The sequence below is a fragment of the Edaphobacter sp. 12200R-103 genome, from assembly GCF_010093025.1.
In the GTDB taxonomy this organism is placed as follows: domain Bacteria; phylum Acidobacteriota; class Terriglobia; order Terriglobales; family Acidobacteriaceae; genus Edaphobacter.
The window spans coordinates 1,050,888-1,064,149 of the sequence record NZ_CP048114.1 but is presented as its reverse complement, the minus strand read 5'-3'; the positions used below and the strand labels follow the sequence as shown (position 1 = coordinate 1,064,149).

General features: G+C 55.6%; 8 protein-coding genes and 1 tRNA gene. 3 read left to right on the top strand and 6 right to left on the bottom strand.

The window, feature by feature from the left end; translation table 11 throughout:
- The 6 genes from GWR55_RS04430 to GWR55_RS19195 all read right to left on the bottom strand — a co-directional run bounded on the left by GWR55_RS04430 (position 1) and on the right by GWR55_RS19195 (position 9,702).
- A complete protein-coding gene (locus GWR55_RS04430; RefSeq protein ID WP_162401178.1) occupies positions 1 to 909 on the bottom strand; it encodes a dihydrodipicolinate synthase family protein in 909 nt (302 codons plus the stop codon).
- 95 nt (positions 910 to 1,004) lie between these two features.
- The gene (locus tag GWR55_RS04425) at positions 1,005 to 1,769 is read right to left on the bottom strand and encodes a GntR family transcriptional regulator (RefSeq protein WP_162401177.1); all 765 of its coding nucleotides are present in this window, start codon (positions 1,767 to 1,769) and stop codon (positions 1,005 to 1,007) included.
- A 66-nt stretch (positions 1,770 to 1,835) separates the two neighbouring features.
- Positions 1,836 to 4,427, bottom strand: a complete 2,592-nt coding sequence (locus GWR55_RS04420; protein ID WP_238398641.1) for an alpha-L-rhamnosidase C-terminal domain-containing protein — start codon at positions 4,425 to 4,427, stop codon at positions 1,836 to 1,838.
- 123 nt (positions 4,428 to 4,550) lie between these two features.
- Complete coding sequence (locus tag GWR55_RS04415; RefSeq protein ID WP_162401176.1) at positions 4,551 to 8,090, bottom strand: carboxypeptidase regulatory-like domain-containing protein; 3,540 nt, start codon at positions 8,088 to 8,090, stop codon at positions 4,551 to 4,553.
- Positions 8,091 to 8,365: 275 nt separating this feature from the next.
- Positions 8,366 to 8,752, bottom strand: coding sequence for a hypothetical protein (locus GWR55_RS19200; RefSeq protein ID WP_238398640.1), 387 nt, complete (start codon positions 8,750 to 8,752; stop codon positions 8,366 to 8,368).
- The gene (locus GWR55_RS19195) at positions 8,707 to 9,702 is read right to left on the bottom strand and encodes a helix-turn-helix domain-containing protein (RefSeq protein WP_238398639.1); all 996 of its coding nucleotides are present in this window, start codon (positions 9,700 to 9,702) and stop codon (positions 8,707 to 8,709) included. The genes GWR55_RS19200 and GWR55_RS19195 overlap by 46 nt, the downstream gene beginning before the upstream one ends.
- A gap of 101 nt (positions 9,703 to 9,803) precedes the next feature.
- On the opposite strand from GWR55_RS19195, the gene GWR55_RS04405 reads away from it, so the two are divergent.
- From GWR55_RS04405 to GWR55_RS04395, 3 genes are all read left to right on the top strand, one after another.
- Positions 9,804 to 11,312, top strand: a complete 1,509-nt coding sequence (locus GWR55_RS04405) for a glycosyl hydrolase family 39 (protein WP_162401175.1) — start codon at positions 9,804 to 9,806, stop codon at positions 11,310 to 11,312.
- A 44-nt stretch (positions 11,313 to 11,356) separates the two neighbouring features.
- Positions 11,357 to 12,799: an arabinose isomerase gene (locus GWR55_RS04400; RefSeq protein ID WP_202925578.1), complete on the top strand. Its 1,443-nt coding sequence runs from the start codon at positions 11,357 to 11,359 to the stop codon at positions 12,797 to 12,799.
- 372 nt (positions 12,800 to 13,171) lie between these two features.
- Positions 13,172 to 13,259, top strand: a tRNA-Ser gene (locus GWR55_RS04395).
- The last annotated feature ends 3 nt before the right edge of the window (positions 13,260 to 13,262 follow it).

The following is a 13,262-nucleotide window of genomic DNA, read 5'->3' as shown; positions in this document are numbered from 1 at the left end:
CTAATCTGTTTCAGAGTTATTGATCAACAGCTGATCTCGATTCAGCAGATACCATTCTGCCATCGCAACGCGCAGCTGCTCCCGCCGCTGCGAAAGGGGAAGAGAAAACGATGCTTTGGCCAGCCCTCTCGCCTCTGCAAAGATCTTGAGCCCCCATGGGGTGGGCACCTGGTTCAGTTGTGCAATCACATCCTCAAGTGCAGAGACGCTCTTGCTCCATGCTGGCGACGCGGTAGCTCCTTCCGCGAAGAAGTGTGCGATCAGCTCCGGAAAGGCGCATGCCACGCCGGAGATCACTGCATCCGCGATACCTTCCTGAAGCGCCGGGGCAAGTGCGCTATCGTTGCCAACGATGCGACAGGCGTTCGGGGCCTCCCGGGTGAGCAGCCGGAGAGTCTCCAGAGATCCGCTGCTGTCCTTGATGCCTACCACCGAGGGCCATTGCTGAATCAACTCAAGGGTAAGTTCTGGATTGATCCCACTGGTAAATTGCGGAAGGTTGTAGAGCAGGATCGGCAGATCGAGTGTGGATGCGACGGCGCACACGAAGGCGCGAAGATCGTCCTGGGCGTAAGGGAAGAAATAGGGCATCGAAAGCAGGGCAGCCTTTGCTCCGGCTCTGCGGGCAATCTCTCCGCGGCGAAGAACTCCATTGAGATCTGCGGCGCCGATACCAACGACGAAGGCGGCCCTCTGCTCAACAGTCTTTCCAACGACTTCGAGGGTATGTTGCAACTCATCCTCGGTTAGAGAGCAGAATTCACCCGTAGCTCCGCCGATCGCAAATCCCTTGATTCCTGCTTTCATGTGGAAACGAAGGAGGGAACGAAGAGCATCGTCGTCAATGGAATGATCAGGTTTTCGAAGTGTCAGGACAGCAGCATGGGCGCCACGAATAAGTTTTTCCATAAGGGTAAAGATCCGATCCCATACATTCTACAAAAGTCTTTTATTTGTCGACAAAACAAGACAGTCATTATTGCATGCCTTGAAGAGCCGTGAACTTACATCTGCAGGGGATCGATTACGTCCAGACCGGCAAGCTGATTCTCGCGTTCCCAAAGATCAAACTCGTCAAGCCGCTCCTTTGCGCTTGCCTGAATGTGCTCTGCCAGCAACTTGCGTGAGTCCTCAACCTCCTGACGGATCACGGCTTCAAGAATTGCTTTATGGTGCCGGTAGATACGCTCCAGCTCTTCGCGTTTGTGACCGCTGCGCTGAATCCCGAAGATGCGAATCATCAGCCGGGTTTCGTTGACGACTTTAAGGATGCGGGCGTTCGCCGCAAGCCGGATCAGAAGAGTGTGAAACGAAAGATCTGAGAGGGCGAATCGTTTCATCTGCTCGGCATCGAGCTCGGCGGCTCCGGATGATTTCAGTTCCTTCAGAAGAGTCTGTGTCTCACCCAGAAGATGGTTCAGGCGATCCTTGTCGGCAGAGCGTATCCCGCTTTGAGCCACTCTGCCGACGGCAAAGACCTCAAGAGCTTCCCGAAGCTCATAGAGATCGCGAATGGCCTGACGAGTAAGCTGTGTAACGATGATGCCGCCGCCCGGGCTCAGATCCAGCAGTCCTTCGGCCAGAAGCTGGCCTGCGGCCTCCCGGACTGGAGTACGACTGCTCCCGAGTTCCTTTGCCAGGGCAACTTCAGAGATCAGCGTACCGGCTTTAAGCTCCCCGGATGCGATCTTCTTTTGAATAAGAAGGTAGGCTCGGCGTCGAACCGAGTTTGAGGACTCTGGGTGATGCGTTGTAGAGCGCCGTGGCATAGCTGGAGTTTAGAGCAAACCGCAATACCTCTGCTATGCTGAACGGCGCCAGTGAGGCATCGGCGATTATTCCGCCTCCAGATCATAATGCCCGGCTGTTCCAAGGGTGATCACCTTTCGCATTCCATCCTCAGTATCTGTCGAAGAACGGACAATGCCATTCACAAGCAGTTTGGCGCTGGAGGAGCCAGATGGAACCAGCACACGCGCTGTGACTCCCTGGGGTATGTCGAGCGTGACCGTGGTGCCATTGGCTTCTTTTCGCGCCTCGACCTTCAGGAGGCCATGTGGCGTAGGCTCGGCGCCTTTTGCCCACTGCATGTCCAGCAGGTCGGGACGGATATCCACCGTGTTGAAGCCAGCTCCTGTCGGCTCAATCCCGAGAACCTCTTCCATGAGCCATGCCGTGGGGCCTGCAGACCAGCCGTGAGCCAGACTGACGAAATATCCGGAGCGATTGTCTGCCTGCAGCGATGCGTGGAAGTCTTCCTTGTACCAGCTGGGATCGTAGGCCTCCCACATGCTGGTGGCGCCTTCTTCAACCATGCCTCCCCAGTATTGGCGAATCCAGTCGAGAGCAGCCTGCCGATGACCGACCTTCGCCATCGACCGGATGACATAGTAGTTGTAATAGGGCGAGATGATGTAGGCGTTGTATTTGATGTGTCCGACGCTGGATAGCACGTGATTCCAGATGGCCTTCGACTGGACCGCATCGGTCATGCCGCCTACGACTGCTGCGGCGTTGGTCTGCCACCGTGGACCAAATGTATCCGTTCTGGAGTCGAGCAGGTACTTGTCGGCGGCGGCTTTGATGTGCTCGGCTTTTTGGGTGTATTGATCAGCATTGCTGGTATCACCCAGTTCACGAAGCAGCCAAGCTGCCTCTCGATAAGCCCGGTAGTACTCCAGCGTGGTTGCTCTTCGTGTCTCCGGAGTATCGCCGTTCAGGTCAGGAGACCAGTCAACATAGAGCCAGACCTTTGTTCTATTGGCGTAGATTCCACGAACGTCGAACTCCTGATCGACGTAATGGAGCAGTTGCAGCATCCTGCCATGTTCGCGTTCGAGGAATTTCTTCGAGCCCGTATGCCGGTAGTAGTCGGCCACGCCTGTAAACCAGAAAGCGCTGTAACCCGGGATTCCATTGACATGCTGATCGACCGGGGCAGACCCCATCAGGCGGTCAAGGGTATCTTCCATCAACGAACGCTCACCGAAGACATCTTCGATCACTCTGCCGCTGACATCCATATCTCCCATCCAGCGGCCACGGTCCCGCTTGGAAGCGTCCCAGACGCCGTCCTGCATGCAGAGATGAGCCGTGTAGGCGCCAATCTCCCAGATCCTGTTCAGCATCTTGTCCGATGACTCGAAAGATCCCAGGTATTGGACCGGATAGTAGATATGGTCAACATGGATGGCTTTGAAACAAAGCTTCGGACCTCCACCGAGAAAACGAATCTTGGCGTAACGGAAGGCGCTCTTCGGACCATGCCCGGTTCCGTGCGGTGGAATGGTCAACTGGTTGATGCCAAGATAAGGATTCTTCAGAGCTTCTGACTCGGACTCTCCCATCTGTATGGACACCGTGACGGGAGTATCACTGTCGGAGACGATCTCGACGCGTCCAGTGAGCTCGCGGCCGAAGTCGAGGAAGAGGCTCGGTGCCTCCGCATCGGTCAACGGTGAAGAGGGAAGCGCAACCGTAAAGCTGTTGGAGTCTTTGCCTGATGTAAGGTTTTCGGGGTGCGAGAACGATCCGCGACCGGTATAGGTTGCCAGAATCTGCGTCGCTGGCAACGGCATGTGCGCGAGAAACTTCGAGATTCCATCGTAGCCGGGCCAATCATAGAGACCGGCGTCGGCATTCCACTGAAACAGCTCAATATCGCTCTCGATGGCTCCGATGCTTTGAACCGGCTTCCATAAAGAATCGTCAAAGCTCGTGTTCTGCCAACCCGCCTGCGCAGAGATTGAGCTTTTCCAGTCGCGCGACGAGATCATCAGTGGCTCTGTCTCTACGCCTTCAGCTGCGGGAAGAATCTTTGCGACCAGCACCTGGCCAAAGGTCTGCTGCCGCACCAGCGGACTGTTTGCAAAACCAGTGACGCCGCGGCCGCGGATCGCTTCGATCGCAATGATGTTCTTACCCGCCTTTAGAAATTTCGCGATAGGAATCGCAAACGTATGCATCCCCAGAGGAGAGGACGTATCGCTTTCCACAGATTCCGCAAGGCTCCCGTTCAGCCAGACTTTTACGCTGCGCGGCCCCGCGATGTAGAGCGTCGGCTGTGGTGGCACGATGGAGAGCGAGAAGCTGTGCCGGAAGTAGTGCGGTTCCGTCTGCTCCATCAGCCCCGGAAATTTATAGATAAGCTTGTCCTGCGCTGCAGTCGAGTCGTTGGCCGTCCAGATATATTCCTCTGTGAGCGGAGTATGATGTGCTCCCTCCAGTTGAGGCGAGGCCACGTCCCGCGCGGGGTCTATCGGAGATAGCTGGCTGGCGCGCAGGCCTGCTGTCAGGGGAAGGTCCTGCCCGAAGGCAGCAGCGGAGGAAAGAGCCAGGAGGGCGCCGACCACGCCTATCGCTGAGCTGAGCTTGAGAACGGCACCGCGCTGCAGGCGGGCAAAATGAGCGATGGTCTTTTCCATCATCCGGAGTGGGCTTCCTTTCGTGTTGATAGGGCGGCCGGAAACATGGTTAGGCGAAAGAAAGACTCCTCCGCCAGATCGTTCGACGGAGGAGCATAGCATACTGCATCTGTCCGGAAGTCGCGCTTAGAAGTGCGCTTCCACTGCGAATTGAAGGATACGAGCCTGGTTGCCAGGACCACCGATTCTTCCGAAGCTTCCGCTGGAAGGATCTGTTGTCGGATTGCTGTAGACCTGATGATTGAGAGCATTGATCGCCTCAGCCCGCAGATTCATGCTGGCGCGGTCCTGGTATACACGGAACTTCTTCATTGCGCCCACATTCAGCAGATTCTGGTAATCCTGTCGGACGTTGTTGAAGCGAAGCGGAAATACGCGAACGTTAGAGACCAGCGCCTCCTTGCTGGCGTAACCGGCATCGCCGCCATAGTCGCCGCCGGCATCGTTGGCTCGCGCGTTATAGAACGCATTGGTGTTGAACCATTGCAGATAGTCATGCCGGGAATGCCCTGCGATATCTGCATAGGTATAGCCCGGCTTCAGGATCGTGCCGGCGCTGCTGAAGGTCAGCGGCTGACCGCTGGTAATACGGTAGGTTCCCTGAACCTGGAATCCGCCGACGATCGCATCGAGCCATGTAGGCGCCGTTGTGAAGAAGGGCTTATTGCGGCCAAACGGCAGCTCATAGATTCCCGCTACGGAGAGCGTTTGCGGGTAGTCGGTGCTGGAGACTCCGTACCACGGTTTCGCATCCCCGCCGTTCAGGAAGGTAAGAGCATCCAGAGTGCGAGACCACTGGTAGGAGACGCTCATGTTGTAGCCATGTGAAAAACGCTTCTGTGCGGAGACCTGCAGGGCGTTGAAGCTGCTGTGACCTGCAGTATCCCGTCCTGTCAGGCCGGTAAACTGCGGGAACGGCTTGACGAGCTGATTTCCCGTAATATTTTTGGTGTTCAGGGTAGATCCCGGCACGGCAATTCCCTGAAACGGGCTCGGGTAGTTTGCCACCATCCGTCCATTAGTCTCATTGTCGCGCGTCGGGGAAGTACTCAGGTATCTGTTGGGAGTCGCGTTCCAGTCGCGAGTCACAATCAGATGCCTGCCCAGGTTTCCAACGTAATCCGCCTCGACAATAATATCGCCGGGAAGAGCGTACTGGATGCCAAGGGAGAAGCGCTCGCTGTAAGGCGTCTTGGGGTGCTGAATATAAAACTGCGAGATGCTCTGACCGACGTTCTGCAGCAATCCGTTTGCAGATCCGGAAGGCTGGACCAATCCTCCCGGAAATGGATTCTGCAGCGTAGCCGAGTAGGTGACGCCATTATCCGGCGACGCCACCGTGTTGGTCGTCTGGCTGAAGCCCAGGGGATTGCCGTACTGGACATACTCCGCATAATGTTCGAAGAAGAGTCCGAAGCCACCGCGAACCACCATCTTCGGAGTGGGACTATAAGAAAATCCGAGGCGCGGAGAGAAGTTGGTCTTCTGCGCGTCCCAGTTGTCCTTCCCCTTCTCAACATAACGGACACCGCCGTTTACATTGAAGCCGTTGACCGGCACAAGGGCCTGCTCGCTGGGAGTGGCGGTCGCTGCATAGTTCGCCTTCGCCTGTTCCGCAATAGGATTGGGCGTCGTCATGTCGAAATAAGAGATGCTCTTACCGTTGCGCTCCTGGATCGGGCTGCCATACTCATAGCGCAGGCCGACGTTCAGGGTCAGGTTGGGACGAACCTTCCAGTCATCCTGGATGTAGCTGGACCAATACGTGGTGTTGTTAGAGGTTGCGGCGTTCAACGCCTGCTTGGTTCCTTCCGAGATGCCAAACTCAAGAGAAGCCACGGATTGCCCCAGAGGAGAGTTCGACAGCGCGCTGGAGGGGCCGGCTGTATACGTTCCGGAGCTGTTGATGAAGAGCTTTTCGTTTGTGAAGTCAGCCTGGTTGGCCTGGTAGCGTCGCCACTCAACGCCGAACTTCACGTTGTGGTGGCTGAGCGCCTTGGTCAGGTTAGCCTGCGCATCGTGGATGGTGTCGTACTCGAAGCTCGGATCGGCATTTCCCAGCTCAGCAAAACCCGACAGTGAGACATAGGGGAAGCCCAGGGCTGCATCAGGCGCTCCCGCGGTTGCGTTTGAGTTGATACCAAGGTCCGTAGCCGTCGTCTTCGCGTCGATCTGAGACGACGTAGTGAAACGCGTCAGAGAGTAGCGGAGATTCAGAACGGTCGTATCGTTCAGCGTGTTGGTATAGTCGAGCACGCCTGCCTTGTTGCGGAGAATGTTCGTTTTTCCACTTGCACCGGGGAAGAAGAGGTTTTTACCCGGCTGAACGCGGTCGCTGATGATGTAGTGTCCGAACAGCTTCTGGCGATCGCTCAGGTTGTAGTCGATGCGCGTAGCGACGTTCCAGTAATGATCGACGTTCGCGGCGGCTGAAGCAAAGTTGTTCTGACCGTTTACCTGGCCGGTCGCATTGGGATCGGGATAATAGGCCAGGATATTCTTCGCCACTGGATCGATCGGGCGCACCCTGGTGATGATGTTTCCCGGAACCGGATCACGAAGCATCAGCGCCGGGCAACGAGGATCGATGTGTGTCGAATAAGGATTCCAGATCTGGTAAGGATCATAGGGGGCTGTCGTTAGTTTCTCGCCAGTAGCAGGACAGGTATAGGTCGAAGTAATAGGCTTGCTGATTCCAAGAAGGGCAGAGAAGTCGCCGTTCTTCTCGGCAGCCGTGGGTACCGTCTGGGTCGTGGTACTCGCCGCCTGCTTGTTGTACTGCTTCTCATAGCCGGCGAAGAAGAAGAGCTTCTTCCGAATGATGGGGCCATCCAGTTCAACGCTCTCACGATTGAACTTGGCGGCTGGCGGTGCTGCGATGGTCTGTGAAAACTGAGGCGCATTCACGTTCGGGATCTGCGCGAAGAAAGCTGCACCGCCGTGATACTGGCTGGAACCTGACTTGAGGCTGGTATCAATCGACCCGCCAGAGGTGTGTGCCAGGGAAGCATCGTAGGGCGATGTGATCAGGCGAAATTCCCCGATGAAGTCACGCGAAGGAACATAGGCGGTGCTAACGGCGCCGCCGTTGCGAGTATCGGGCGCGCCATCGAGCGTAAACTCCGTCCGGCCACTCTGCGATCCATTGACCGTGCTGCTCTCCGAACCTCCCTCATAGGTGTGGTTTCCCGTGCTCAACGATGTACTGGAGACGCCAGGAGCCAGCAACTGCAGCTCAAACGGATTGCTGTAGAGGATTGGGAGTTCATTGGCGGAACGGGATTCCACCGTAAAGCCCAGCGTTGCATCCTCTGTGTGTAGGCGGGCGCCGCCGGAATCTGTGACCGTAACGACCTCGGTCTCTTCGCCCAACTGCATCTTCGCATTCACTGCCACACGGCTGGCGACTTCGACGCGGACATGCTGGACCTGAAACTGCTTAAACCCGGTTGCTGTGACCTGAACGGCATAAAGACCGGGGTTCAGAAGGTCAAACAGATATCCTCCCGAGGCATCGGTCTTCGTGGAATGGACGACTCCCGTGGCCTCACTCCGCAGCGTTACGGCGGCGTCGGGGATGATCGCTCCCGAAGGATCGGTCACCTGGCCATTAATGCGTCCGCGATCTTCTTGTCCCCAAGAGACTCCGGCCGCATAGCAAAGCATCAAAACAATGAAAATTAACTTCTTTATGGACATGCATTCTCCAGACAATCCCCGTGTGGGACGACAATAAGCTCAGAAGGGAAACCCGGATAAAGCTAGCTGACATAAATAACAGATGTCAATATTTATGGCAATTAATTGGAAGTTATTTTCATCTATCGTTTTTATTCAAAAGCAAGCTCTGATCCAATAGGGTCTAAGAGTAGGAGACTTTTTCAACGAAGTCCTGCAGTCCATGGACTTCACGACTTCATATCAATAACTTTCATTTTCTTTCAGTGATGGCTGAAGAGGAGAGAGTCGCTATCTGCTCCGGAGATCAGATTGTCGTGCGGGTAGAAGCTGTCGACATTGTCTTCTTTTATGAGGCGATGGCTGGTAAAGGTGGCAGGAGGAATCTCCTTCCCCTGAACTTTGTCCAGGGCCAGGGAGATCACAGCCTCGCCATAGCGCTCCGGGAAGAAGCCCACCGATCCCACCAGCCGTGAACCTGGCCGTCGCATCTCCCGTCGCGCCTCGATGCTGGCATTATGCCCTACTGCAAGGCAGTGGTGTTCGCGGCCGGCCTCCTCAAAAGCGTGCAGGGCGCCAAGGCAGCTTGGATCGTTGAGCGCCCCTATAAGAATGTGGCGCGAGTTGGTCCGTCGCAGATGACGTCGCATAACCTCCAGGCTCTTCTCAAAACGCCCGTTACCGTCGATGAACCGAACGGAAGTTTCTGAAGGTGTTCCCGTAACCCTGCCAGCATGCCCGTCAGTCGGGAACGGGGCAGGGGACCAGCCATGGGAAGTTCGAGGAGTAGGACCTCGTCGACGGCTCCATTCCATTCGCGCATGCACGCACGAGCCAGCGCATGGCCACCAATCAGGCCCGCTCGATAGTTGTTTGCGCCGTAGTACGCAGCACCCGGATGCGGAATCTCAATCGCGATGATCGGGATTCCTGCCTCCATCAGCTTCGACGCTACAACAGAAGCGCTCTGCTGATTCGTCTGAAATTCGATAACAAGATCCACTTGCTCGCGCACGAAAATCTCAGCGTTGCGGACGGCCGTCTTCGGACTGTAGCAGTTATTGAGGACAAGCAAATCGACTCCAGCATCGTAGGCACTGCTGCGAATACTCTCAGAGACCAGGCGGGAGAAGGAAAATTCTTCAGATTGGGAGGCATATCCGAAGCGAAACCTTCTGCCCTTTCGATGCCAGGCGGCCAGGAAATACGCATTCTTTGCCGGGCTGTCGAGCATGCCGCAGGAGACCAGCGTTTTGAGAAGACGATAGGCCGTCGGGCGGCTGAGTTCCGTCCGTTCTGCCACATCATTCAGGCTCAACGGTGCTCCATCCTGACGAAAGCATTTGAGAATATCGCAGGCGCGGACCACCGATCGGATGGAATAGTCGGGAGTTTTTTCGACTGGATCTCTCTTCATTTTCTTGCTCTTATATTTCACGGAATGAAATCCTGTTTGTCGATCGTTCTCACCCTGAGATTGCATTATTTCAGATAAAACACGGACTATTCCTGCAAATAGAGCATCCTGTCGTCTGCTGATTGATTTCGTACTGCGAAATCGTTGAGGCAGGAAATTTAATCTGGCCTGCGAAGTCGTCAATCGCTACTCTCTCCTTCGTTCAGAAATGGCCGCGAGGACAGCCAGCGCGATGACGCGTTGCTCTCTCTCTTTTATGAGCCTAAGAAACGCGAGGATCTTGCATGGTTTCTTTCAGGAAAGTTCTATCTGCCTCCGCCTTCGTCTGCCTAAGCCTGTCTCTTCCCGGCCTGGCACAGCAGGAAAATGCCAAACCGCTGCAGGTCGACTGGCAGAAGGTGACCATCACCTCGCGAACGACGCCTACGCTGCAGGTGGTTGTCAATCCCCAGTTGCTTCGCGGAGCCATGCTGCACGATCCTTCCTTCAAAGCCCTCCACGATCTGGGTGCGGACTATGTGCGTTATGTTCCCTGGCTGCCCTATCCCAAGCAGGCTGTTGCGGAACTGGAGCCGCCCAAAGACGGTAAGACCTCCTGGGACTTCTCCCATATCGATCCCACGCTGGAAGACTTCATGAAGGCCACCGATGGCCACTCTGTCGTGATGAACTTCAGTACGATCCCTGCATGGATGTACAAGACCGACAAGCCGGTGACGTATCCTGCCGATCCCAATCAGGTCTTCTGGAATTACACCCAGGGAACCGAGCTGCGCGATCCCAGCATGAAGGAGGTCTCCGACTACTTCGTTCGTCTGCTCAGCTGGTATACCAAGGGCGGCTTCACCGATGAGTACGGCAAGCGGCACGAATCGGGCCACCACTACAAGATCGCTTATTGGGAGCTGCTGAACGAGATCGACTTCGAGCATCATTGGACGCCGGAGCAGTACACGAAGTTCTACGACGTCGTAACGACCGCAATGCTAAAGGTCGATCCCGATCTCAAGTTTATGGCCCTTGCCCTGGCGGCGCCCAGCAAAGATTCGGAGATGTTTGAGTACTTCCTCAATCCAGCCAACCATCATGGCGGGGCCCCTCTGGACTTCATTACATATCACTTCTATGCCGGTCCCGCTCCAAAGGAGACGATCGAGAACTGGCAGTACACCTTCTTCAACCAGGAAGAAGGCTTCTTGAACACCGTGCGTTATGTTGAGGCCATCCGGAAGCGTCTCTCCCCAAAGACGAAGACTGACCTCAACGAATTGGGCGTGATCCTGCCGGAAGACGGCAAGAGCAACAGAATCCCCGGCTACGCAGCCACGCCAGAACCGGCGGGTTACTGGAACCTGGCAGGAGCCATGTATGCCGATCTCTATGTCCAACTGGCCCGCATGGGAGTCGATGTCGCAGGCGAGTCGCAGCTCGTCGGCTATCCCACGCAGTATCCCAGCGTCAGCATGATGAACTACAAGACCGGCGAGCCGAATGCCCGCTTCTGGACTCTCAAGCTGCTGAAAGACAACTTCGGCCCTGGAGACAAACTCGCCGACACTCAAGAAGACAACCGCAGTCTCTCTGTTCAGGCCTTCCAGACCTCTCGTGGCCGAAAGATCCTCATCGTCAACAAACGCCTTAAACAGGATCAGCTTACTCTGCCCAAGGACTTCAAGGCTGCTCACATCACCTATGTCGCGCCCTGGACGGGTGACAAGCCGCCCGCATCCAAGACCTTTTCCGGCGATGTTGTGACCATTGAGCCAAATGAAGTTGCAGTGATCTCGGAATAGCCGTCCCTATGCCGTGGCCTAAACCAGATCGCATGGAGGCGTCGATGAATCATAACCAGCGCAAGCTCCGCGTCGGGCTTATGGGAATAGGCCTGCAGGCTTACTGGGAACAATTTTCGGGGCTGGAGCAGCGGCTGCGGAGCTATGTTGATGTCGTCGCTGTTCAGATTTCCGGCGACTCCCGCAGCATCGTGAACTTCGGCCTCGTAGACTCGCCCCAGAAGTCAATCGATACAGGTCACACCTGTCGCGAGCAGGATATCGACATCCTGCTCGTCTACCTTACAACGTACGCGCTCTCCTCCATTCTCCTTCCCGTGGTCCTGCGTACTCGAACTCCGATAGTGTTGCTCAATCTGCAGCCCGCGGCCGCAATCGACTATGAAGCCTTCAACGGAATGGAAGATCGTGCAGCCATGACGGGCGAGTGGCTTGCTTACTGCAGTGCATGTCCTGTCCCTGAGATCGCCAATGTCCTCACACGACTCTCCATTCCGTTCCAGCAGGTGACAGGCATGCTGTACGACGATCCAGCATGCTGGATCGAGATCGAACAGTGGTTACAGGCAGCAGAAGTGGTGCACGCACTCAGCCACAGCAACATGGGGCTCATGGGGCACTACTACAGCGGCATGCTCGATATCGCGACAGATCTCGCACAGGTAAGTGGACGGTTCGGAATTAGCATCGAGATGCTCGAGGTCGACGAACTCAGTGCCATTCGACGCAGTGTTTCGGACCGGCAGATCGCTGAGAAGGTAGCTTCCTTTCGCCAATTCTTTACGGTTGAAGGGGACTGCCCGGAGGATGAGATCAGTCGCGCCGCACGTACTTCCGTCGCGCTCGATAGGTTCGTTGCATCCCACAATCTCAACTTGCTTGCCTACTACTACAAGGGCACTGGCGTCCCCGAGAACGAAGACACGATGAGTTCCATCATCCTCGGAACCTCCATGCTCACGGGGAATCATGTTCCGGTAGCCGGTGAATACGAAGTCAAGAATGCGATCGCGATGAAGATTATGGATCTGCTTGGCGCCGGTGGATCCTTTACGGAGTACTACGCCATGGACTTCAACGACGATATCGTTCTGATGGGCCACGATGGCCCAGCGCATCCTGGGATCGCTCAGGACCGGATCAAAGTGCGTCCTCTGCGGGTTTATCACGGGAAAGTCGGACGCGGTCTGTCGGTAGAGATGGCCGTCCAGCATGGACCCGTGACCCTGCTGTCTGTGGTCGAACATTCTGAAAAGGGATTCTGTCTCGTCGTTGCGGAAGGCGAGAGCGTTCCCGGACCTATCCTCCAAATTGGCAATACGAACAGCCGCTATCGCTTTCCCCAGGGCGCACGAGGCTTTGTCGAACAGTGGAATGCGCTCGGGCCAGCTCATCACTGTGCTGTTGGCCTCGGACACCATGCGTCTCCTCTCCGAAAGATTGCATCCCTATTCGGGCTTCCATGCATTGAAGTTGGCAAGTCCTGAATTTCAGATTACTTGTGGGACAAATTTAAACCTCTGACCGTGCATTTTAGGATGAACGAACATATGCGGCAGCTAAGTGTCTCTAACTCTTGACTTAGCTCGTTGTTGCAAGCTATTTAATCCGATGTGCCAATTTGCGAGTGCTCCGCCACGATGCGGCGATTGAAACGTGAAGGATTCTGGGAAGAAAAAATCCTTAGCCGTCTTGGATTCTTTCCATGGGAATGTCCCTTGTGCAGAATGCGTCAACTCATCAGGGAACGGGGTCTGGAACAATCCGAAACATAAACCGTTTAGAACGATCGACGGAAACATGGATGGAGCAAAATGACCCGCCGAGAGTGTGTTAGAGTCAAATAGTCCCGCGAAAGCGGAGAGATGGCCGAGTGGCTGAAGGCGCACGCTTGGAAAGCGTGTATACCGCAAGGTATCCAGGGTTCGAATCCCTGTCTCTCCGCCATTA